At 73.2% G+C, this 21,389-nt stretch carries 22 protein-coding genes and 1 tRNA gene; 12 read left to right on the forward strand and 11 right to left on the reverse strand.

What is annotated here, in order from left to right:
• The first annotated feature begins 31 nt into the window (after positions 1-31).
• Positions 32-1,246: a hypothetical protein gene (locus AB0B55_RS13980; RefSeq protein WP_357171848.1), complete on the forward strand. Its 1,215-nt coding sequence runs from the start codon at positions 32-34 to the stop codon at positions 1,244-1,246.
• Positions 1,247-1,259: 13 nt separating this feature from the next.
• Here the strand turns inward: AB0B55_RS13980 and rsmI are convergent, their stop codons facing one another.
• Positions 1,260-2,108: a 16S rRNA (cytidine(1402)-2'-O)-methyltransferase gene (rsmI, locus tag AB0B55_RS13985; RefSeq protein ID WP_357124531.1), complete on the reverse strand. Its 849-nt coding sequence runs from the start codon at positions 2,106-2,108 to the stop codon at positions 1,260-1,262.
• 246 nt (positions 2,109-2,354) lie between these two features.
• Between rsmI and AB0B55_RS13990 the strand changes: the two genes are divergently transcribed.
• From AB0B55_RS13990 to AB0B55_RS14000, 3 genes are all read left to right on the forward strand, one after another.
• Positions 2,355-3,908, forward strand: a complete 1,554-nt coding sequence (locus tag AB0B55_RS13990) for a phospholipid carrier-dependent glycosyltransferase (RefSeq protein ID WP_357172026.1) — start codon at positions 2,355-2,357, stop codon at positions 3,906-3,908.
• A gap of 402 nt (positions 3,909-4,310) precedes the next feature.
• On the forward strand, positions 4,311-5,603 hold the full coding sequence (locus tag AB0B55_RS13995) for a VWA domain-containing protein (protein WP_357124528.1): 1,293 nt from the start codon (positions 4,311-4,313) through the stop codon (positions 5,601-5,603).
• Complete coding sequence (locus tag AB0B55_RS14000) at positions 5,603-6,385, forward strand: peptidase (RefSeq protein WP_357171849.1); 783 nt, start codon at positions 5,603-5,605, stop codon at positions 6,383-6,385. Before AB0B55_RS13995 ends, AB0B55_RS14000 begins: the two co-directional genes overlap by 1 nt.
• A gap of 53 nt (positions 6,386-6,438) precedes the next feature.
• Here AB0B55_RS14000 and AB0B55_RS14005 read toward each other — a convergent pair whose 3' ends face one another.
• Positions 6,439-6,708 (reverse strand): hypothetical protein, encoded by a 270-nt coding sequence (locus tag AB0B55_RS14005; RefSeq protein WP_357124522.1) that lies wholly within the window; start codon positions 6,706-6,708, stop codon positions 6,439-6,441.
• A 183-nt stretch (positions 6,709-6,891) separates the two neighbouring features.
• Between AB0B55_RS14005 and AB0B55_RS14010 the strand changes: the two genes are divergently transcribed.
• Together AB0B55_RS14010 and AB0B55_RS14015 are read left to right on the forward strand one after the other, a co-directional pair.
• Positions 6,892-7,557 carry a 4'-phosphopantetheinyl transferase superfamily protein gene (locus AB0B55_RS14010; protein ID WP_357171850.1) on the forward strand — a complete coding sequence of 222 codons (666 nt, stop codon included), beginning with the start codon at positions 6,892-6,894 and terminating at the stop codon, positions 7,555-7,557.
• A gap of 138 nt (positions 7,558-7,695) precedes the next feature.
• Positions 7,696-8,544: a DUF4352 domain-containing protein gene (locus AB0B55_RS14015; protein WP_357124516.1), complete on the forward strand. Its 849-nt coding sequence runs from the start codon at positions 7,696-7,698 to the stop codon at positions 8,542-8,544.
• A gap of 52 nt (positions 8,545-8,596) precedes the next feature.
• Here the strand turns inward: AB0B55_RS14015 and AB0B55_RS14020 are convergent, their stop codons facing one another.
• The gene (locus AB0B55_RS14020; protein WP_357171851.1) at positions 8,597-9,598 is read right to left on the reverse strand and encodes a hypothetical protein; all 1,002 of its coding nucleotides are present in this window, start codon (positions 9,596-9,598) and stop codon (positions 8,597-8,599) included.
• A 183-nt stretch (positions 9,599-9,781) separates the two neighbouring features.
• On the opposite strand from AB0B55_RS14020, the gene AB0B55_RS14025 reads away from it, so the two are divergent.
• From AB0B55_RS14025 to AB0B55_RS14035, 3 genes are all read left to right on the forward strand, one after another.
• Positions 9,782-10,480 (forward strand): hypothetical protein, encoded by a 699-nt coding sequence (locus tag AB0B55_RS14025; protein WP_357171852.1) that lies wholly within the window; start codon positions 9,782-9,784, stop codon positions 10,478-10,480.
• 316 nt (positions 10,481-10,796) lie between these two features.
• Positions 10,797-11,375, forward strand: a complete 579-nt coding sequence (locus AB0B55_RS14030; RefSeq protein WP_357172027.1) for a hypothetical protein — start codon at positions 10,797-10,799, stop codon at positions 11,373-11,375.
• 144 nt (positions 11,376-11,519) lie between these two features.
• Complete coding sequence (locus AB0B55_RS14035) at positions 11,520-12,203, forward strand: lytic polysaccharide monooxygenase (protein ID WP_357124504.1); 684 nt, start codon at positions 11,520-11,522, stop codon at positions 12,201-12,203.
• 80 nt (positions 12,204-12,283) lie between these two features.
• On the opposite strand, the gene AB0B55_RS14040 is transcribed toward AB0B55_RS14035, so the two are convergent.
• From AB0B55_RS14040 to AB0B55_RS14065, 6 genes are all read right to left on the reverse strand, one after another.
• Positions 12,284-12,360: transfer RNA gene (locus tag AB0B55_RS14040), tRNA-Ala, on the reverse strand.
• Positions 12,361-12,606: 246 nt separating this feature from the next.
• A complete protein-coding gene (locus AB0B55_RS14045; RefSeq protein WP_357171853.1) occupies positions 12,607-13,386 on the reverse strand; it encodes a hypothetical protein in 780 nt (259 codons plus the stop codon).
• 179 nt (positions 13,387-13,565) lie between these two features.
• Positions 13,566-14,216, reverse strand: a complete 651-nt coding sequence (locus AB0B55_RS14050) for a GNAT family protein (protein ID WP_355048988.1) — start codon at positions 14,214-14,216, stop codon at positions 13,566-13,568.
• A 67-nt stretch (positions 14,217-14,283) separates the two neighbouring features.
• The gene (glp, locus tag AB0B55_RS14055; protein WP_357124498.1) at positions 14,284-15,597 is read right to left on the reverse strand and encodes a gephyrin-like molybdotransferase Glp; all 1,314 of its coding nucleotides are present in this window, start codon (positions 15,595-15,597) and stop codon (positions 14,284-14,286) included.
• A complete protein-coding gene (locus AB0B55_RS14060; protein ID WP_357171854.1) occupies positions 15,594-16,556 on the reverse strand; it encodes a UTP--glucose-1-phosphate uridylyltransferase in 963 nt (320 codons plus the stop codon). The genes glp and AB0B55_RS14060 overlap by 4 nt, the downstream gene beginning before the upstream one ends.
• Before the next feature lie 9 nt (positions 16,557-16,565).
• Complete coding sequence (locus AB0B55_RS14065; protein WP_357171855.1) at positions 16,566-18,920, reverse strand: diguanylate cyclase; 2,355 nt, start codon at positions 18,918-18,920, stop codon at positions 16,566-16,568.
• An 85-nt stretch (positions 18,921-19,005) separates the two neighbouring features.
• Between AB0B55_RS14065 and AB0B55_RS14070 the strand changes: the two genes are divergently transcribed.
• Both AB0B55_RS14070 and AB0B55_RS14075 read left to right on the forward strand, forming a co-directional pair.
• The gene (locus tag AB0B55_RS14070) at positions 19,006-19,683 is read left to right on the forward strand and encodes a 5-formyltetrahydrofolate cyclo-ligase (RefSeq protein WP_357171856.1); all 678 of its coding nucleotides are present in this window, start codon (positions 19,006-19,008) and stop codon (positions 19,681-19,683) included.
• Between the two features lie 63 nt (positions 19,684-19,746).
• On the forward strand, positions 19,747-20,115 hold the full coding sequence (locus AB0B55_RS14075; protein ID WP_357171857.1) for an FmdB family zinc ribbon protein: 369 nt from the start codon (positions 19,747-19,749) through the stop codon (positions 20,113-20,115).
• A gap of 73 nt (positions 20,116-20,188) precedes the next feature.
• On the opposite strand, the gene AB0B55_RS14080 is transcribed toward AB0B55_RS14075, so the two are convergent.
• Positions 20,189-20,371, reverse strand: a complete 183-nt coding sequence (locus AB0B55_RS14080) for a hypothetical protein (RefSeq protein WP_357124483.1) — start codon at positions 20,369-20,371, stop codon at positions 20,189-20,191.
• Between the two features lie 51 nt (positions 20,372-20,422).
• Here AB0B55_RS14080 and AB0B55_RS14085 point away from each other — a divergent pair, with 51 nt between their 5' ends.
• A complete protein-coding gene (locus tag AB0B55_RS14085; RefSeq protein WP_357124480.1) occupies positions 20,423-20,749 on the forward strand; it encodes a hypothetical protein in 327 nt (108 codons plus the stop codon).
• Positions 20,750-20,798: 49 nt separating this feature from the next.
• On the opposite strand, the gene AB0B55_RS14090 is transcribed toward AB0B55_RS14085, so the two are convergent.
• A complete protein-coding gene (locus AB0B55_RS14090; RefSeq protein WP_357171858.1) occupies positions 20,799-21,281 on the reverse strand; it encodes a DUF2231 domain-containing protein in 483 nt (160 codons plus the stop codon).
• Positions 21,282-21,389 lie beyond the last annotated feature (108 nt).

The raw sequence follows: 21,389 nt of genomic DNA on the forward strand, positions 1-21,389 counted from the left end.
CGGCCCCCGCCGCCGGTGTGCAATGAACCTCGTGACTGGCAGACGAGCGGCTCGGGACCATGACGAGCGTCCCACCGGGCCGACGGTCGACGACGAGCCCGGCAGGGCGTCCGAGGCGTCCCGGGGCGGCGCGGTCGCGCCCCAACCCCGCCCGGTGCCCGCCGCCGACCCGGCCGCCGCTCCCCGTCCGGACCCCGCGCCGAGCCCGGTGCCACAGCCGGGCGCCGCGCCGAGCCCGGTGCCACAGCCGGGCGCCGCGCCGAGTCCCGCGCCACGCGCCGGTGCCGGGTCGCGGCCGAGCCCCACCCCCCGGCCGCCGACGCCGACCCCGGCGCGCCCCAGCCCGACGGCGCCCACGCCCAGCCCGGCCCGGCCGCACCCGCCGGGCCCGGCCGCCGAGCGGCCACCGGCCGGCTCGTCCGCCGAGCGGCCACCGGCCGGCCCGGCCGCCGAGACGGCGGCGGCCGGGAGCGCGACGCCCGCCGCTGTCGAACTGGGTCAGGCGGCGACGGCCGAGCTGGAGCCGACCACCGGGGCGCCGGTGGACGCGGTGCCGCGCCGGGTGCCGGTCCGTCAGCAGAGCCGCGGCCGGGACGCGTACCGCTCCGACGGGACGGAGCCGCCGGACGACGGCGGCGCCTTCTGGGCGCCGATCGAGGAGGTGCACTGGGACGGCACCCCGGTCCGGGAGGACCCCGCTCCCGGGCCCCGCACCCCGGCGACGGGTCGTCGCGCCACCGCACGGACGGCGGTACCGCCCGACCCACTGGTCGGATTGACCGTGCTGGTGCTGTTGAGCCTGGTCACCGCCTTCTTCGCCTGGGTCAGCGCGGGACCGTTCTGGCTCGCCGTCGGGCACGCGCGCGACGGCACCGTGGTGATCGACTCCTGCGTCGGCGGTGGGCTCACCCAGCGTTGCCGGGGGATCTTCACGGCGGACGGGGGACGGTTCCTGGCGCACGGCGTACGCGTCAGCGGCGTGCCCGCCGGGGGTGGCGCTCCCGGGACCGCGCACCGGGCCCGGATGACCGGACCGGCCGGCAGCACCGCGTACGCCGACACCGGCGCGAGCCGGCACCTGCGCTGGCTGCCCGGGTTGGTGGTGGTGCTCGGCTGCGCCGCCGGCATCGTCCGGTGGACCGGGTCGGCCCGGCTGCCCGGCCGGCGACACCGCCGGTGGGCGGTGGCCGCCGCGCTCGCCGGCCCGACGCTGATCACCCTCGGCTTCCTGGCCGCCGCCTGGTGAGCGCGACGGCGGGTCAGCTGTGCACGATCGTGTAGACCTCGCGGCGGCGTAGGGCGTACTCGGTGGCGACATCGGTGATGGCGTCCCGGCGGGACCGTCCGGCGGCCTCCCGCTCGGCGACCGCGGCGCGCAGGGTCTCGTCGTCGGGGCGTTCCGCGGCGGTCACCGGCGCGCCGGCCACCACCAGGGTGATCTCCCCGCGCGGCTCGGTCTCCGCGGCCCAGCGGGCCAGCTCACCGAGCGGACGACGGAGGACCTCCTCGTACGTCTTGGTCAGCTCCCGGCAGAGCGCGGCCGGCCGGTCCGCGCCGAACGTGTCGGCCAGGTCGGTGAGCGCCGCGCCGATCCGGTGCGGCGCCTCGAAGAAGACGAGGGTGCGCTCCTCGGCGGCGAGCGCGCGCAGGCGGGACCGGCGGGCGCCTCCGGCCCGGGGGAGGAACCCCTCGAAGCAGAACCGGTCACAGGGCAACCCGGAGACGGCGAGGGCGGTGGTCACCGCGCTGGGCCCGGGGGCGACGGTGACCGGCGCGCCAGCGTCCAGCGCGGCCCGGACCAGTCGATATCCCGGGTCGGAGACGCTCGGCATGCCGCCGTCGGTCACCAGCGCCACCGCGTACCCGCCGAGGATGACCTCGACGAGTTCGGGTGTACGCCGTTCCTCGTTGCCCTCGAAGTAGGAGACGATGCGGCCTCCGACGGTGATGTCGAGGTCGCGAGCCAGCCGGGTGAGGCGGCGGGTGTCCTCGGCGGCCACCACGTCGGCGCTGGCCAGCACCTCGCGGAACCGGACCGAGGCGTCGGCGGGGTTGCCGAGCGGGGCGCCGAGCAGGATCAGGCGTCCAGCTTCGGACATTTCACCCACGACATCGTCTCCTTCATTGACAGCGGATACCGGTATCAGGGACGACGGGCGCCACAGGACACCCTGGCAGCCTACGATCGCCGGGTGACGAGTGCGTCGACAGCGCAGAGCCCGAGCGTCGAGCCGGCAGGAACGGTCGAGGTTTCCGGCGAGCCCAGCCCCCATCAGGAAGCGGCGACGCCGCCTGCCGACAGCGGAGGTGTGTCCGCCGCGGTCCGTCGCCGGTTCACCACCGTCGACAGCCGGATGGACCCGTACTCGTGGCTGGCCACCGCCGTGGTGGTGGCCATCGCGGCGATCCTGCGCTTCGTCGGCCTGTCCAGCCCCAAGGGCAAGATCTTCGACGAAACGTACTACGCCAAGGACGCGTACGGGCTGATCAGCCGGGGCGTCGAATGGAACTATAAGGACAACGTCCCGTCGTACGTGGTGCATCCGCCACTGGGCAAGTGGCTGATCGGCATCGGCGAGTGGGCCTTCGGCTATCAGGACGCGGATTCGAAGGTGTCCGTCGGCGGGCACCTGTTCACCGCCGCGCCGGAGTTCGGCTGGCGGTTCTCGGCGGCCCTGATCGGCACGCTGTCGGTGCTGCTGCTGGTCCGCATCGGCCGGCGACTGTTCCGCTCGACGGTGCTCGGCTGCGCGGCCGGCCTGCTGCTCGCGTTGGACGGTTTCCACCTGGTGCTGTCCCGCGCCGCGCTGCTCGACATCTTCCTGCTGTTCTTCGTGCTGGCGGCCTTCGGCGCGCTGGTGCTCGACCGGGACGCCCGGCGTCGGCGCTGGGCACGCGCGCTTGACGACGGCCTCGACCCCAGCCTGCCCGGCCGTGCGGGCCGACCGTCGACCGGTTGGCGGACGTGGCCGTGGTGGCGGCTGGCCGCCGGGGTGCTGATCGGCTGCGCCTGCGCGGTCAAGTGGAGCGCGCTCTACTTCGTGCCGGTGTTCGCCCTCTTCGTGGTCCTCTGGGAGGTCGGGCTCCGCCGGTCGGCCGGCGTCCGCCGGCCCTGGCGGGACACCCTGCTCGACGAGGTGCCCTGGCTGGTGCTGGCGGGGGTGCTGATGATCGGCACCTACCTGGCGACCTGGTCGGGGTGGTTGCTGAGCGACGACGGCTACTACCGGCTGGCGACGTCGTCGGCGTACCCGACGGGGTCACTCAGCGACACGCCTGTCATCGGCCCGCTGGTCAACCTCTACGAGTACCACCGCGCCGCGTACGGTTTCCACGCCCAGCTCGACGACCCGCACAAGTACCAGTCGTGGCCGTGGCAGTGGCTGCTGCTCGGCCGCCCGGTCGCCTTCCACTGGTCGGGGGACGGCGCCTGCGGCGCACCGACCTGCGCCTCGGAGATCCTGCTGCTGGGCACTCCGCTGCTGTGGTGGTCGTTCCTGCCCGCTCTGGTGGCGCTCGTCTGGTTGGGCATCGCCCGACGGGACTGGCGGGCCGGCGCGATCCTGCTCACCGTGGCCGCGGGTCTGCTGCCCTGGTTCTGGTTCGCCCTCGACGGCCGGACGATGTTCTCGTTCTACGCGGCCCCGGCGCTGCCCTTCCTGGTCCTCGCCGTGGTGTACGTGCTGGGCGCGTTGATCGCACCGGCCGGGGGTGACGTGGGTGAGACGAAAGCCCTGGTGCCCGGCGACGCCGGCTACGAACGACGGTTGGTGGGCAGCATCGCGGCCGGAGCCTACGTGCTGCTGGTGGGGCTGTGCTTCGCCTACTTCTATCCGATCTTCGTGGGCAAACTGATCCCGTACTCGGACTGGCTGGCCCGGATGTGGCTCGACGGTCGCTGGATATAAGCACCGGCAGGCGACGCGCCGCATAGCGCGAAGGACATCGGGCCCGCACGCGTGACGCGTGCGGGCCCGATGCTTGCCTGCGAAGTTCCAGACAAAGAAGTTCCAGACAAAGAAGTTCCAGACAAAGACGTTCCAGACAAAGACGCGCGCCCCGATCGCCTGCCACGGGGGAAGCGGGCGATTGGGGCGCGCATGAAGAGCTTAACCACCGCGCGCCACCGGCACAACGGGTCAACTTGGGTCGGATTTCCGACCGATTCCGGCCGGGCCGAGGACTATCCTCCGGCCGTTGACCGAGGGTGACCTGACGTGGACCCAGCGCCCTCAAGGGGCGCTTTGGCCGTCCGGAACGACCAACCACCCCGACGGCCATCCAAAGTGGATCTCACTACACTGCGGGCCGTGATCAACTTCAGACGATCGGCGGCCGTCCTTCTCGGACTGTTGGCGACCACCGCGCTGACCGGGCCGGTCCCGGCGGCGGCCGACGAGGAGCAGGTGGCCGAGCCACCCCGGGTTGAGCTGGTGCTCGACGTCAGCGGCTCGATGCGGGCAGCGGACATCGACGGACGCAGCCGGATCTCGGTGGCCCAGCAGGCCTTCAACGACGTGGTGGACGCGCTGCCCGAAGAGACCCAGCTCGGCATCCGGGTGCTCGGCGCGACCTACAAGGGCAAGGACAAGAAGGTCGGCTGCCAGGACACCCAACAGATCGTGCCGGTCGGTCCGGTAGACCGGACCGCGGCCAAGGCAGCGGTGGCGACACTCCGGCCGACCGGGTTCACCCCGGTCGGGCTGGCACTGCGCTCCGCCGCACAGGACCTGGGCACCGGGGCCACCACCCGGCGGATCGTGCTGATCACCGACGGGGAGGACACCTGCGCCCCGCCGGACCCGTGCCAGGTGGCCCGGGAACTGGCTGCGCAGGGCACCAGCCTGGTCGTCGACACGCTCGGTCTCGCACCCGACGAGAAGGTACGCCGGCAGTTGCTGTGCATCGCCGGGGCGACCGGCGGCACGTACACCGCGGCGCAGAGCGCCGACGAGCTGACGGGCCGGATCAAGCAGCTCGTCGAGCGGGCCGGCGACACCCACACCCGGGCGCCGACCGTGGTCGGCGGCACCGACGCCTGCGGGTCCGCGCCGCTGCTCGCCCCCGGGGTGTACGCCGACCGGGAGTCGTTCTCCGAGCACCGCTACTACCGGGTGCCCGTACGCCCCGGTCAGGAGCTGCGCGCGTCGGTGAGCATGGCGCTGGACCGGCCGGTGAACCGGGACTACGGGGTGCTGCTGCGGGCCACCGCGGCGGACGGACGGGAACTGGTGCGGGGCGCGGACGCCGGCAGCGGCCGTGCCGACGTGCTCTCCGCCGGTCTGCGCTGGTCGGCCACGGCGGACGAGGAGGACGCCGCCGACGAGGACGCCGCCGAGGCGAGCCCGACGCCGACCGTCGAGCCCACCACCGTCTGCCTGGTGGTCAGCAACTCGTTCGCCGCACGCCCGGGGACCGCGGCCACGCCCGGCCTGCCGGTGGAGCTGACCATCGACGTGGTCGCCGCCGCCGGCGCCCCGGACGGCCCCGATCTCGGTCGTGGCTGGGTCCTGCTCGCCCTGCTCACCGTTGCGGGCCTGCTCACCGGCCTGGTCGCCGGCCTGCTCACCCGCTGGTGGGTCGCCACCTGGAGGGAGAACTGATGCGTACCGCACTGTTCCGGTCGCTGGCGGCGCTGCTCACCGTCGGCGGGGTCGCGTTACTGCCCGCGGCGGCCGTGGCCGCCCCCACCCCGTCGCCGGGCGCCACTGCCGTGACCCGGGCCGGCACCTCGTTCCTCACCGCCACGCCGATCACCGCCGGTCAGCCGGTACGCGTGGACGCCTCCGTCGGGGACCACCTGTACTGGTCGTTTACCGCGACGGCCGGGCAGGTCCACGAGATCAACGCCACCGTCACCTTCCCGAAGGCCCGCAGCGGCGCCTCCACGTGGACGATCGACGTGTTCGACGGGTTGCGTCGGCGGCAGGCGTGCACCGCCGGGGCACAGACACCGACGGTCGACGGCAAGGCGTCCAGCGTGGCGCTGGGCTGCACGCTGCGCGAGGTCCGTCCCTGGGCGGAACCGTGGTCGGCCGATCCGCTGCCCGGCACGTACGTGGTCCGGCTCTCGGTCACCGACCTGCCCGAGCCGGACCTGGGCGCACCCGTCGACGTGGACCTGCTGGTCGGCGTCGTCACCGACCGGGGCGCCTCAGCCGATGACGGCGAGCTGGCCGCACCGCTGGTGCCGAACACGAAGGCGGGCACGGTGCTCAACGCCGTACCGACGCCGGAGCCGGCGGCCGACGACGAGACCGGCTCGCTGACGGACTGGCTGCCGGATCTCGGCTCGCGCTGGATCTGGACCGGCATCGGCGGCGTGCTCGCCGCGGTGGCCGGGGTGGTCGGCTTCGCTCTGACCCGGCGGCCCCGGCGACCCTGAGTCGGCCGTGTCCGTCGGTGGCCCCGCCCGAGGCGGGCGGGGCCACCGACGGTTCAGCCTCGTCGCGTCCCCCGCGGCAGCCAACCGATGAAACGGTCCTGCAACGACATCACCGGCGCTGCCCGCAAATCCTCGGCGGCGGCGGCGAGACAGGAGCCCAGGTAGACGCTGAGCATCGCGCGGTCCCCCCCGTACTCCGCCAGCAGCCGGTCGCGCTTCGTCGTGCACGGCCACTCGTCGCCGCAGGAGCCGCAGTTCCAGCCCGGGGTCGTCGGTGCGTGGTCGTCGGCCCGACCCCCTGGCCGTTCGGCGCCATCGCTCATCGCAGCTCCTTCAGATGCTCACGGGACTTGGCAGCTCTTGATGGTGGTCCCCCCGGAGCCATCATGGAGAGCGCGACGCGTCCCTCCGGTGTTACATCTTTGCGGTACGTTCTGCGGTCGTGGGAGTCGGAAATTTGACGGTCCAGAGAACGCCTGCTCGCTACCCATCGGTAGGGCTCCGCCGTGCGTGATCTCCTACCGCCAACGGTCGCCGTGGCGGTCGCCGCGCCCGACGACTGGACCGGCGACCTCCTCGACGCGGAGCAGGCGTGTCTCGGCGACCAGGCGGTGCAGACCCGTCGACGGGACTTCACCGCCGGCCGGGTCTGTGCCCGCCGGGCCATGGCCGACCTCGGCCTGCCTGCGGTGGCCGTGCCCAGCGCCGCCAACCGGGCGCCCGTCTGGCCGGCGGGCGTGGTGGGCGCCATCACCCACACCGCCGGCTACTGCGCCGCCGCCGCGGCGCGCGCCACCGACGTGCGGTCCGTCGGTATGGACGCCGAGCAGCACCGCGAGATTGATGCGGGGGTACGCCGACTCGTGCTGCTGCCCGAGGAGGAGGAGCACTACGCGCGACTTCCCTCCGGCATCCGGTGGCCGATCGTGTTCTTCAGCGCCAAGGAGACCGTCTACAAGGTCTGGCACCCGGTCGTCGGGTCCTGGCTGGACTTCCACGACGCCCGGCTGGAGATCGACCCGGACGCCGGCACGTTCACCGCTCGGATCGCGCCGACGCGGATGGACGCGGCGGAGGCCGCCGAGGTCGCGGACCCGCCGAGCACGATCCACGGCCGGTTCGTGGTCGCCGACGGCCTGGTCCGCACCGCTGCCGTCCTCGCACCGCGCTGACCGCCACCATCCATGGTGGTCACCGCGGCGGCCTGCGGAGGCCGTGGGACGCGGGCCGGCGTGCCGACCGGCCGCCCGGCGCCGCGAGGTAGCGTCGGCGCGTTCCCGAACCGCACGTACGAGGCGTCAAGGAGTACGGTGACCCACCCCCAACCCCCCGTCGGACCGCAGGACCTTCAGCAGCCGAGTCCGGAGCCGCTGCTCCCGGCCACACCGCGGCAGTCCGCCGCAGACCCGACGGTTCTGCCGGCGACGCCCAGCCCCTGGTCGACTGCGGGCAGCGAGCCGGTCCCGCCGCCGTACTCCGGCGCCGCGTACCCGCAGGGCGACGGGCCGGGCCATCGGCTCACGATGCCGCCACCCGTCCCGCCGACGACGACGTCGCAGCGGACCGTGGTCGCCGTCGCGGTGACGACGGCCGTGCTCGCCCTGTTGTTCTGCGCCGGCGGCATCGTGGCCGTCGTCATCGGTGCGAAGCACGCCGCCAACGAGGTGACCGAGGCGCTGCCCACCCCCGGCGTCAGCAGCGACGCCGGGCAGCCGGCGGCCGGGGCCATGCCCTCGCCCGTACCATCCGTCGCCGCCGGCAGGGCCCGGAACATGTCCGTCGGGGACACTCTCGTCATCGACGACAACGGCGGCACCGTCGAGATCACCGTGACGAAGTTCCACACCGCCACGAAGCCCTGCAAGACGTACGGCCTGAAGCCCGACGAGGGCATGTTCGTGATCGCGGACGTGACGGTGACGGTGACCAAGGGCACCGGCTCGGCGAACCCGCTCTTCTTCCAGTGGGTCGCCGCCGACGGCACCGAGACCAACGCGGTGACGGGTGCCTTCTCCGGCTGCGGCAAGCCGATCCCGGCCGGCAACGACCTGGCCGCGGGCAGCAGACGTACCGGCAGCGTGGTGTTCGACGTGCACGACACGTCGGGGGTGCTGGAGTACCAGCACCGGTTCGCGACCGCCGGCTCCTGGCGGCCCTGACGTGCTGGTGGGGCCGGCCCGATGATCGGACCGGCCCCACGCGTTCGACAGGTCAGCAGCCGGTCCACCGGACCGGGGTCACCCGGTCGGCGTTCCGGAAGCCGACGATGGCGCCGGTGTCGGCGATGGCCCTCGCGCCGACGTTGCCGCCGCCCGGCAGGACCCGGGAGGTGGTGCCACGGGTGACCAGGGCACCGCCCACCACGACGCCCTTGGCGTTCACGTCGTCGAGCCCGGCCTCCGGGTCGAGGATCACGTGCGACCCGTTGCGGAGGTCCCACCGGACCTTCGCCGGGTTGTCACCGCCGAGCCAGACCTGGCCGATCGCCCAGTGGCCCGCGGCGGCGTTGACCACCGTCGACCCACCACCGGCGACCGCGAGCGGCTTGACCTTGCCGTTCGGGCGGCGGACCCATCCGGTCCAGTCGCCGAAGGGTCCCGCCTGACCGACGACGGTTCCGTTCGGCGTGATGCCGGTCGCCTGGGCGTCGACCGGGGCGTCGAGCACCTCGACCGTCCCCGGCCGGGCGGCCGGCCAGCGCAGGGCGCTGAACTCGCCGGGCACGATGTCGGAGCCGTAGCCGACGATGTCACCCGCGGAGTTGATGGCGGTGACGAAAATGCCGGTGGACGGCGGCACCGGCAACTGCTGGAGCTTGCCGTCGCGGTACGTCCACGGCCGTCCGATGCCGCTCTCCGCCCAGCCGTTGGCGATCACGGTGCCGCTCTCGTTGACGTCGACCGGGTGGAGTCCGTTGCCCGGCGCCACGATCTCGGTGAGCCGCTGCCTGTCCCAGACCAGCAGCAGGTACTGGTTCTCGCTCTCACCGACCCGCAGGGCCGTGCCGGCGACGAAGCGGCCCGACGGGTCGATCGCGCTCGCGTCGGCGCGGTAGGTGTCCGTCGGGTAGGGCAGTGTGCTGATGGTGCAGGCGCTGGCGGTGGTCCTCGCGGGCGCGGCGGTCGCCGTCGAGGACAGGGCGACCCCGAGGGAGGCGGCCAGCAGTCCGGCGGCGGTGCCGGCGAGCATCCTGCGTCGAGCGGTGTACGTCATCTCTTCTCCCCGTGTGAAGCCCGGCGTTCCCGGGCATCGACTTATGCCAGATCCACACCGGAAGACGTCACACGGTTGCGGCCTGTCCGATGAGCGACGTGATCGCTCCTGCCGGCTTGCGGTCTGCTATGGACGGGTGGAGGGCCCTTGCCCGGTATCCGTCGTGGCCTCAGGATCGGACGCGTGATCATCGACCCACGTCCGGGCCGCGCGCTGGACTACCACCTGGTCCTGCCCGCATCGGACGGCCACGACGGGGAGAGCGTTCTCGTCGAGGAGTTCACCCGCCAGGACGACCTCTGCGCCACCGGGCTGCACAGCGCGAGTTGGACACCGAGCGATGGCTGGTGGAGTTCCGCCTCGCTGAGCCGCGGTCTGCGGGCGGACCCCGCCGTACTCGCCCGGGTCGTTCCCGTCGGACGCGCCGAGGCGGCAGACGCCTACCGACGCCTCGGCGGCGGTGAACTCCCGTCCGAGGTCGTGCTGCGGACGTACTTCCGCGACCATCAACCGATCGCGGCGGCCACGCCCCTGCGACTCGGCCCGACCCAGCCGCCGCCGGAGGGCTTTCACGAACGACGCGTGTACCGCGTCCTGTTCGCGAAGGACCTGCGGGCGGAGCAGGTGACGGCCCTGCGAAGCCGCTGGCGCACGACGGGCGGTGGCACCGCCGGATCGGTCGCCGACGGGTGTCACGACAGTGGCGGCGCCCGGTTCACCTGGGACCTGAGACGGGTCAGCCACACACTCGCCTGGGGCCTCGACGTGACGGTCCTGATGCGAGAAGGCGGGGCCCCGGCGGTGCGCGAGACCCTGATGAACCTCACGAACCTGCTGCGGCAGCAGGGGCTGATCACCGTGACGACCGAACGGTTCGCCTAACCGCCGTGCCGATTTTGCAATGATGTACGTCGATGTTGCCAGAGTGGTGCCAGACGTGTTGGAATGGCTCGTATCGCCGCAGCGCGGGGGCAACCGCGCTGGAAACGGCCAGCGCGGGAGCAGCGCAGTGCCGGCAGCGCGCCGATTGGGCAGCCGCTCGCCTGTCGCACAGCCGGGCCATCTCAGTGACGACGGACAGCTCGCCGTTCCCGTCGTCCGCACCCCCGACACATGCCCCCGATGGCCGACGCGCCCGCCGGGGCGTCCGGTCCGGTCCGTGAGGACGCCGGAACCGGCGACGAGGTGAGAGGCAATGATGAGTTCCCCAGAGAGTGCCGCCAGGTGGTACCGCAACCGCCTGGTGTGGGTGGCGGTGATCCTGCTGGCGGTGTCGGCCGGTGCGGTCGTACTGATCAGGCAGGCGAACCAGGACGCGAAGCCGGCGGACCTGCAGGCCCAGATCACCGCCCGGATGCGGACGACGCTCGAACAGGCCGACCCGGGGCAGCACAACCATGCCGGCCACGGCGCCCAGCAGGTGGCCACCGAGGGTAAGCCGCCGGTGATCTGCGGGGTCCGCGTCTACGGGTACGAGCCGACCGACGCCGCCGCGCTGGCCGACGTGCGTACGGTCTACGGCTTCCACCTGTGCGGAGTCGCCGAGAAGAAGCGCCCCTGGGACGTGGCGGTCAAGCTGGCCGGGCCCGTGATCATGTATATGTCGACAAACCCTCCGGGCATCCAGGTGGTGGAGGCGACCGCCGATGTCATGTTCGTCGACCGGCTTCGGCAGATGTTCCCGGACAAGTACGAGGAGTTGGCGCTCAAGGAGGCGTTGACCCAGTCGGAGATGGCCGACCAGCGTCGCCGGTACGACGCCGCAGCCGGCCTCTGAGCACGTTCCCCCGCTCGGTGGTGACCACTCTGACCACCTCATATCCCATTTTACATAGATCAGCATTGATATTTAGACACATGGATGTAACAGTGGGTTTGGGAGCGTTCCCACCCGATCACCCCCGAGAACGGAGGATGAACCGTGCGTTCAACCAAGTCCGATCAATCCGGCGGGCGACCCCGGTCAACCGTCCGTCGGTCCCTCCAGGCGCTGGTCCTGCTGTTCGCCATGGTGGCCGGCGCACTGCCCTCGGTCGGCGCGGCCCAGGCACACGGCACCGTCATCAACCCGGCGACTCGCGCCTACCAGTGTTGGAAGACCTGGGGCAACCAGCACACGAACCCGGCCATGCAGCAGCAGGACCCGATGTGCTACCGGGCGTTCCAGGCCAACCCCGACACCATGTGGAACTGGATGAGCCAACTGCGCGACGGTCTCGGCGGCCAGTTCCAGGCCCGCACCCCGGACGGGCAGCTCTGCAGCAACGCCCTCTCCCGGAACGACTCGCTCAACCAGCCGGGAGCCTGGAAGTCGACCCCCGTCAGCCGCAACCTGACGGTCCAGATGTACGACCAGGCCAGCCACGGCGCTGACTACTTCCAGGTCTACGTCTCGAAGCAGGGGTTCAACCCGGCCACCCAGAAACTCGGGTGGGGCAACCTGGACCTGATCGCGACGACCGGCCGCTACGCGCCGGCGCAGAACATCTCGTTCAACGTCTCGATCCCGTCCTCGCGCAGCGGGAACCACATCCTGTTCGTGATCTGGAAGGCGTCGCACATGGACCAGACGTACATGTGGTGCAGCGACATCACCGTCAGCTGACGGCAGGACTCGACAGCCACCACAGACGTCGAGGGCGGGTTCTCGGTCTCCCGAGAACCCGCCCTCGACGTGCTATCCGCTGGTGGAGCTGAGGGGATTTGAACCCCTGACCCCCTCGATGCGAACGAGGTGCGCTACCAGTCTGCGCCACAGCCCCCCACCGGCGAACCGGCTTCGGTCCCACCCGGCTTGCACCGGGCGGGCCGGCAGCAAGGCTAACAGGTCGCCGGCCTCCACCGCGAATCCGCCCCCGGTGCGCCGCACCGGCCCGTTCCGAGATCCACTCGACGTCCTGGAAACCGGGGCATCCCGGACACTCAGACACCACGCCTTCCCGGAAATCGAGCCGATCAAGCGTCCGACGAGGGCCGCGAGAGCGGGCCAAGCACCCGGGCGAGCGCGGTCACGCGCCGCGGCCGGCCTCGTAGGGGCGGCCGCGCAGGCCACCCGAGCGGCGGTACGAGACCGAGCCGCCGTTGACCGCCGCCGGCAGGTCCGCAGGGCGGTCGAGGCCCATGGCGGCTCGGCGTACCACCTCGCGTTGGGCCGCCAGACGACGCTGCGCCTCCCGGCGGGCCGCCGCGCGACGGGCCTGCTCGCGGCGGACCTCGGCCTGGCGGGCGGCCAACCACGCCGCCTCCCGGGCCCGGGCGCGACGCCGGCGGCGAGCGGCGAGGGCTCGCCCGCGCAGGTGTACGACGTACACGGCCAGCAGCATGAAGGTGACCGAGAAGCCGATCCAGAAGCCGGGGCTGACGAACAGCACGCCGATCAGCTCGACGACGTTGAGCAGCAGCAGCGCGGCGAGCACGCGGCGTCGCCGGTACACGGCGGGGGTGTGCTGCCGGCGCGGCGGACGGCGGCGGGGACGCTTCGCAGCCGGCGGCACGGCGCGCAACCGGCCGGAGCGACGGGCCGCCGGGGGCGCGGAGACCGGTACGGCCAACTTCCCCGTAGTCGCATCTTCGCTGAGGGTGACGACAAGCGAGCGCGGCGGGTGGAGGGGCTGCCGTCCCGGCACAGTGCGACGCCGCCGACGGCGTTGGAGCACCCGCGCCGTCGACTGCGCCCGCTCCGCCACCAGCCGCTCGGTGGCGTCGTACCGGCGAACCAGCGCCGGGGCCAGGGCGAGCAGGCCGGCGGCGGCGAGGACGGCGAGGAGCACCGAGGTCGGCACCCTCACCCCTCCCGTCACCGAATTCGGAGCAACCGCTCCCCGACCGCAGGATCTTCCACCGATCACGCCTGAGCGCGTGGATCATCCGGGCGGTGAGCGCTTGCCGCAGCTTGCAGTTACTTGAGGTTACGGTGAACCGACCGGGATACCGCAGCGCCGCGCCGATCCCGTGCGTGGGACAGTCGTTACCGCGCGGTCGCGCGGATCCGGTGCCAGCGGGCCAGCAGACCGCCCTCGGCGGCGACCTCCTCGCTCGTCATCGCGTATCCGATGTGGTCGCGCCACGCGCCGTCGATGTGCATGTAGCGCACGTGGTACGACTCCTCGCGGAAGCCCAGCTTCTCCACCACCCGCCGCGACGGGCGGTTCTCCGGCCGAATGTTGACCTCGATCCGGTGGAGTCCACCCGGGCCGAACGCGTGGTCGACGGCGAGCGCGAGCGCGGTCGGGATCACACCCTGGCCGGCCACCCGGGCGTCCACCCAGTAGCCGACGTAACCGGAGCAGAAGGCGCGGCGCACGATGCTGCCGACGTTGAGGTGCCCGACCAGCCGATCCCGGTCGGCCTCGCGCAGGCAGACCGCGAACGGCATTCCCTCGCCCTCGCGGGCCGAGCGCCGCTGGTCACGATGCACCCACCGGAACGCGGCCGGCGAGTTCAGCTCGTCCCAACCGCCCGGCAGCGACGACTCCCAGGGCGCCAGCCAGGCCTGGTTGGCCCGGCGTACCTGCGACCACGCCGCCGCGTCGGAGCGCCGGTACGGGCGCAACAGCACCGGCCCGTCGACCAGCACCGCAGGCCAGCCGGGCGCACGGACCGGTCCGAAGAGACTCACCCGCACAGTCTCCCGCGCGGGACCGGTTCGCGCGCAAGTGGACTCCCGACATCCCGTCCGGGGGATCTCACCGACGGCGGTCCAGCAGCAGGACGTCCACGGTGGAGCCGGCGGCGGCGCTGGTCACCCGCTCGCCGAGCACCAGGAGCCCGTTCGCCTCGGCCAGGCCGGAGAGGGTGAACGGCCCTCCACGCAGCGGTTGCACGGTGTAACCGCCGCCGCGTCGCTCGGCGACGTGCGCGGGCCGGAACTCGCGCAGCCCGCCGGGTGAGGACACGGTCTCCAGCAGGTGTGCCCGGACGCTGGGACGGAACACCGGCTCCGCGCCGGCGAGCAGTTGGATCGCCGGCCGCGCCAGCACCTCGAAGCCGATCAGCGCGGCGCCCGGGTCGCCGGGCAGGCAGACCACCGGCACCTCCTCGGCGCCGACCGTGCCGAACCCGAGAGCGGTGCCGGGATAGAGCGCCACGTCGGTGAAGGCCACCGGCCCGGCCCGGCCGCCCTCGCGACGGGACAGGATCCGCCGGACCATGTCACCGGGGCCGGTGCCGGTCCCGCCGGTGGTGATGATCAGATCGGCCCGCAGGGTCTGGTCCTCCAGCAGGCCACGCAGCCCTTCCGGGTCGTCGTCGCAGATGCCCACCCGGTACGCCAGCGCGCCCACCTCGGCCGCGGCGGCGGTCAGCGCGTGCGAGTTGGCGTCCACCACCTGACCGGGCTGGCTGCCCCGGCCCACGTCGACCAGCTCGTCCCCGGTGGCCACGATGACCACCCGTGGACTCGGCCGGACCACCACGTGGCCGATGCCGGTGGCCGCGAACACGGCGACGAGGGCCGGGGAGACGTACGTGCCGGCGCGGGCGAGCAGGGTGCCGGCGGGCAGCTCCTCACCGGCGCGGCGGACGCCGTACCCCCGCTTGGGGGTGCGGAAGATCTCGACGGCGGCCATGCCCTGGTCGGTCCACTCCACCGGGACCACCACGTCCGCGGCGACCGGCAGGGGCGCCCCGGCGGCCACCGAGAAGCACGCGCCCGGGGTGAGCCGCACCGGTCGCCAGCTCGCCGCGCCCAGGTCGCCGACCACGTTGAGCCGGATGCTCCGGCCGCCGGGCGTGCCGGAGGGGGCCGGGACGTAGCTCGGGCCCCGGCCCCCTCCAGAGATGTCCTCCCAGCGGGCCGCGTACCCGTCCACGGCCGCCTGGTCGAAGGCCGGGAAGGCGTGCGGCGCGACGACGTCCTCGGCGAGGACGTTGCCGTGCGCCTGGGTGAGGTCGAGGTCGAGTGGCGGCAGCGCGCGTAACCTGCGCAGCACGCTGCCCAGGTAGTCGGCGAGCGGCGTCAACTCGTTCGCGGCCGCCTCGGCGTCGGCCGTCGCGGTCATGTACCAGATCCGCCTGCCGCGTCGGCCTTGACGAACTCGGCCAGCCAGGAGCGGAACTCGCTGCCGAGGTCCTCGCGCTCGGCGGCGATCTGCACGACCGTCTGGAGGTAGCCCAGCGGCATGCCGGTGTCGTAGCGGGTGCCCCGGTAGACGATCGCGTGCACCGGCGTGCCCTCGGTGCGGAGCAGCTCCATGGCGTCGGTCAACTGGATCTCGCCACCACTGCCCGGCTTGGTCCGCCGGATCGCGTCGAAGATCGTGCCGGGCAGCACGTACCGGCCCAGCACGGCCAGGTTGCTCGGCGCGTCCTCCGGCTGCGGCTTCTCCACCATGCCGGTCACCTTGACGACCTCGCCGATGTCGGTCAGGTCGGACTCGGCGGGCTCGACCGAGGCGATGCCGTACCGCTTGGTGTCGGCCGGGTCGACCTCGAAGAAGGCGAGCACCACGCCACCGGTGCGGGCCTGCAACTCCAGCATGGCCGGCAGCAGCGGCTCGGACGGCTTCACGAACTCGTCGCCGAGCAGCACCGCGAAGGGCTGGTCGCCGACGTGGGCCTCGGCGTACCCGATCGCGTGCCCGAGCCCGAGCTGCTCCGGCTGCCGGACGGTGTAGATCTCGGCCAGCTCACCGGGCCGACGCACGGCCGCCAGCCGCTCGGCGTCGCCCTTCTCCTCCAGCCTGGTCTCCAGGTCGGGGCGACGGTCGAAGTGGTCCACCATCGACGTCTTACCCCGACCGGTGATCAGCAACACGTCACCGATGCCGGCCTGGGCGGCCTCCTCGACGATGTACTGCAGCACCGGCCGGTCGACGACCGGCAGCAGCTCCTTGGGAACCGCCTTGGTGGCCGGCAGGAAGCGGGTGGCGAGTCCGGCGGCCGGGATGACGGCCTTGACCGCCAGGGGACGGCCGGTCGCGGCGACCGTCGCTGAGGGGTTCGCTGAGTGCTCCGACATGCCGCGAGACTATCGGCCACGGCTCTGCCGCGGCGGGTGTGGCCCAGAAGACGCGCCGCCGCCCGGCCCCGGCCGCGCCGCGTCCGGACCGGCTCGCGCGGCGTCCACCGGGCCGTCCGCCGGTTCCGGCCGCGCGTGCGCGGGCCCCGGACGGTTCGCTTCGGGTACGCCCGCAGCCGACTCCGACCGGGCGTGGCCGCCCGGCTCCCGCGGGACCCGCGCGGGCCGGCCGGCTCTCGGCAGCCCGTCGGGTGGGCTGACCGCGCCGGCCGGCACCGGGATCTCCCGCATCGGCACGTCCGGGCGGACCTCCGCGACGCGGTAGGTGTCCCGACCGGCGGCCTTGGCCACGTAGAGGGCGTCGTCGGCGGCCTCCAGCACCTCCCGCCCGGTGCTGCCGTGGTCCGGGTAGACGGCGATGCCGACCGACACGGTCACCACGATCGGCCCCGCGTACGCCTCGACGGCGATCGGCGTCTCGCGTACCGCCGCGCCCAGCCGTTCCGCGACGATCGCCGCGCCCCGGGCGTCGGTCTCCGGCAGGAGCAGCACGAACTCCTCCCCGCCCTGCCGGAACGCCAGGTCCACCTCGCGGATCTCGCCGCGTACCCGCCGGGCGAACTCCGCCAGCACGGTGTCCCCTGCCGCGTGCCCGTACGTGTCGTTGACGTCCTTGAAGCGGTCCAGGTCGAGGGCGAGGACGCTGAGCATCCGGCCGAACCGGCTGGCCCGCTCGACCTCCCGGCGGATCGACTCGCGCAGGTAGCGGTAGTTCCACAGCCCGGTGAGCGGGTCGGTGAGGGAGAGCCGCTGGGCCTCCTCGTGCACCCGCACGTTCTCCACCGCGACGGCCGCGTGCCCGGCGAAGGTCCGCAGGGTGACCAGGTCGTCGTCGTCGAACTCGGCCGCGCCCACCCGGTCGTAGAGCGCCAGCACGCCGAGGGCCACCGCCGGAGAGACCGCATCGTCGGCGGTCCGCTCGCCGCCCAGGATGGTCCGCTCGCCGCCCGGGATGGTCGTCGTGCCGCTGCCGAGCCCGGTCGTGCCCGGTGCGGCGAAGGGGACCGCCACGTAGGTGCGGCAGCGCGGCTCGCCGGTCGGCGGCTCGGTCGGTTCCACGCGTCCCCGCTGCGGCTCGCCGGTCGCGGCCACCGCGCCGACCACGCCGACGCCGACCGGCACCCGCAGGGTCTGCGGGCCGTCCGGGTCGGGGGCCGGCCAGCGCCCGTCCAGACCCTCACTGCACTGTGCCACCAGCACCCCACCGGTCTCCACCAGCAGCACCGCGCCGGCCCGCGCGCCGGTGGCCGCGATGGCGCTGTGCAGGATCACCCGCAGGATGCGTTGCAGATCGTGGGTGCTGGCCAGGGTGTCGCCGAGCACCGCGAGGTGCCCGCGGAGCTGGTCACGGCTGCTGGTGAGCGCCGCGACGTACGAACCGGTCTCGCGGGTCATCCGGTTGAACGCCTCGGCGAGCCGACCCAGCTCGTCCCGGCCGCGCACCGGCACCCGGGCGGTCAGGTCGCCGTGCGCCACCCGGTCGACCGCGCCGGCCAGCTCCACCAGGGGCCGGGTGGTCACCCGGGCCAGCCGCCACGCGGTCAGCACGGCGAGCAGCCCGGCCAGGGCGACCACGCCGGCCAGCGTGATGTGCAGACCCGGCGGCCTGGTGCTCGGCACCGACAGCACCAGCGGCAGCGGCTGGCCCACGGACGGTCCGACCCGGCGCACGTACCGGCCCTTGGTGGTTTCGGTGACCCGCTCGCCGGTGCTGTGGCCGGCGGCGGCCAGCACCCCGTCGCGTACCTCGCGGGACTCGGTGGTGTGGGTGAACCGGGCGGCGCTCGCGCCGCCGTCGAGCAGCGTGACCGCGACTCCGCTCACCGCCGCCAGCCGGGCCACGAAGGCCGGGTCGACGAGCTGCGCGGCGGCCACACTGCCCAGCAGGGCGCCGGCCGCGTCCCGCCGGTCGACGTGGGCCGCCAGCGCGCGGACCGGACCGGACGTCGCGGCGACCGGCTCGGAACAGTCCCGCCAGGGTGTCGACGGCGCGCCCGGCGAGACGTACGTGGCCCGCCCGCTGACGTCGCTGACCAGCACCGCCGCGGCCAACCCCCGGCCGACGAGCTGGCCGGCGACGATGGCCGGATCACCGGTGAGGGCGACCGCGTCGGCGGCGGCACGTAGCTGCTGGCAGAGCGCGTCGACCGAGGTACGCACCGCGGACGCCGCCACGGCGAGGCGTTCGGTGGACCGGGTGCGGTCGACGGCCGTGACGGTGGAGGCGACGAAGAACGCACCGAGCAGGACCGGGCCGAGCACCACCACGAGGAAGGCTGCCGTCAACCGCCCGCGTAGCGTCACTCGGTCCCCCCGGAAGTTCCGCCTCCGTTGCTTGCGATGCTGACACAGAGCAACCGTGGGAGTGGCGTTGCGTCAGGAGTGTTGCGTGTCAGATTTTTCTGATGAAGCGGAAGTGACCCGTGTGACGAAGCGGGACACCCGGATACGGCTGCTCGCCCACCGTCGGACCCTGGACGACGCGGCGCGGGCCGCAGCCGCCCGGCGCGTCCAGGCCGAGCTGGTCGCCCTGGTACGCCGGCTGCGACCGCGCCGGATGACGGCGTACGTGCCGGTCGGCTCCGAGCCGGGCGGGGCCGACCTCGCGGAGGTGTTGCGCGGGGCGTTGCCGGCCGAGGGTGAGTTGCTGCTTCCGGTGCTTCGCGCGGATCTCGACCTGGACTGGGCGCCGTACACCGGTCCGCACGCGCTGGCCGCCGCCGGCCGGGGCCTCCGGGAGCCGGTCGGCCCCCGCCTCGGCGTGGCCGCCGTCTCCGGCGCGGAACTGGTGGTCGTGCCGGCGCTCGCCGTCGACCACCACGGCCGGCGGCTGGGCCGCGGCGGCGGCTCCTACGACCGGGCGCTGGCACGGGTGCCCACGGCGAGCCTGACCGTGGTGCCGTTGCACGACGGTGAGCTGGTCGAGGCGCTGCCCACCGAGCCGCACGACCGTCCGGTCCGCGCGGTGGTCACCCCCTCCGGCGGAATGCGTACGCTTGATGACGGCCCGGGTACGGCGCAGGGTGTCGCGCCCCACACGTCCGCTGGACGAACCCGGCCCGAATGACGCACCATTGGCACTCGAATACGTCGAGTGCCAACTGGCCGAGTCCAGATACCGGAGGAGAACGTGCCTACGTACCAGTACGCCTGCACCGCGTGCGGTCACCAGCTCGAGGCGGTGCAGTCCTTCTCTGACGAGCCGCTGACCGAGTGCCCGGCGTGTCAGGGGCGGCTGCGCAAGGTCTTCAACTCCGTCGGCGTCGTCTTCAAGGGCTCAGGCTTCTACCGCACCGACTCCCGCGCGTCCGGCTCGGAGACGTCGGCCGGCGGCGCGGCCAAGCCGGCCAAGTCCGAGTCGTCCTCGTCCTCGTCCTCGGGTGGAGACTCCGGCTCGTCGTCCTCGACGTCCTCGACGTCCGGGTCGTCCTCGTCCGGGTCGTCCTCGTCGTCCGGCGGGTCGGGCGGCGGCAAGGCGGCGGCCAGTTCGGCGTCCTGATTCCGCTCGGCCTAAGACCGCCACGTCGGCGCTGCGCCGCTGAGCCCTGGACGGGGTCAACCCTGCCCGGGGCTCAGTCCCAGTGCGGAGGGCGTTGGGCGAGGAGCCAGTCGTCGTTTCCTGCGCTGCGCTCGCCCCAGCCGTGGTCGGTGTCGTCCGAGGTCTGCTCGGGCAGCACCACGAAGTCGTCGCTCAGGTCGACGGTGCGGTCGTCATCGCCGCGCGCGACCGCGGCGCCGGGATCCTCGGTGCTCACGAGCGGCAAGACTAGCGCAGGCCGCCCGCTCCGTTGGTAGCCTCGGACGGCGTGACGACCCCCAGCGGTGGCAGCACCCCCGACGACTACTGGCGTCGACCCGGGACCGACGACCGTCCCACGGCGGACCAACCGCCGCCCGCCACACCACCCACCGACGGGTACGCGGGGCCACCACCGAGCGTGCCGCCTCCGGCGGGCTGGCGTCCTCCCGTACACCTGGAGCCGGCGCCGCCACGACGCCTGCCACCGCAGAACACGGCCGCCCTGGACGCGGCGGAGCAGCGGTCGCAGCGGGTCACCTACGGTTTCGGTGCCGCCGCCGCCGTGGTGGTGGTGGCCCTCGTCTGCCTGCTCTGCTCGCGGATCCTCTTCTGACCACCGCGCCACTGGGCGGCGGCCGGCAGCGACCGTCGGTCCGCGCTGGTCAGAGGGTGGTGCCCCAGACGGCCTCGGCACCGGAGTGACCGGTCAGAGCGACGTAGACCAGGGCAGCGAGCGACAGCGCGACGGCGGCCACCGCGAGCACCGGCGTCACCAGGGCCGGCAGCCGTGGCACCCGGGGGTGTCCGCTGGTCGCCACGAGCAGCGCGATGGCCACGATCCCCAGCGGCACCACGATCCGGAAGAGGATGTCGCCGTAGCGCGAGTGCTCGAAGATCTGGTCGAGGATCTGCCCCTGGTAACCACGGGCGACCAGGGCGTCGGTGAGCGCCTCACCCGACTCGACGGCCACGAAGGCGGTCACCGGCGTCACCACGGCGAGGATGCCCAGCGCCCAGTCCAGTCGGTGCCGCCAGCGCGGCAGCCCCACGTACGCGATGGCCAGCACCGCCAGCAGGGGGACGAAGACCACCATCGCGTGCACGACGAAGACGTGTGTCGGTAGACCCAGAATCTTCTCGAACATCGACACCTCCAGGCGGATCGCGGTCCCGGGGTCGTCAGCGTACGTACGAACCGCTGGTCGTCCCCGGGCTCTCCCCCGAAAGACACGCGCACGGCGCTGACGAGGTTC

Origin of the sequence: Micromonospora sp. NPDC049107 (assembly GCF_040648595.1) — a bacterium.
Taxonomy (GTDB): Bacteria; Actinomycetota; Actinomycetes; order Mycobacteriales; family Micromonosporaceae; genus Micromonospora.

Excerpts from the sequence above, each read along its gene's own strand:
- AB0B55_RS13990 (WP_357172026.1), top strand. The coding sequence starts at position 2,355 with ATGGACCCGTACTCGTGGCTGGCCACCGCCGTGGTGGTGGCCATCGCG.
- AB0B55_RS14000 (WP_357171849.1), top strand. The coding sequence starts at position 5,603 with ATGCGTACCGCACTGTTCCGGTCGCTGGCGGCGCTGCTCACCGTCGGC.
- AB0B55_RS14005 (WP_357124522.1), bottom strand. The coding sequence starts at position 6,708 with ATGAGCGATGGCGCCGAACGGCCAGGGGGTCGGGCCGACGACCACGCA.
- AB0B55_RS14020 (WP_357171851.1), bottom strand. The coding sequence starts at position 9,598 with ATGACGTACACCGCTCGACGCAGGATGCTCGCCGGCACCGCCGCCGGA.
- AB0B55_RS14030 (WP_357172027.1), top strand. The coding sequence starts at position 10,797 with ATGAGTTCCCCAGAGAGTGCCGCCAGGTGGTACCGCAACCGCCTGGTG.
- glp (WP_357124498.1), bottom strand. The coding sequence starts at position 15,597 with ATGACCGCGACGGCCGACGCCGAGGCGGCCGCGAACGAGTTGACGCCG.
- AB0B55_RS14060 (WP_357171854.1), bottom strand. The coding sequence starts at position 16,556 with ATGTCGGAGCACTCAGCGAACCCCTCAGCGACGGTCGCCGCGACCGGC.
- AB0B55_RS14090 (WP_357171858.1), bottom strand. The coding sequence starts at position 21,281 with ATGTTCGAGAAGATTCTGGGTCTACCGACACACGTCTTCGTCGTGCAC.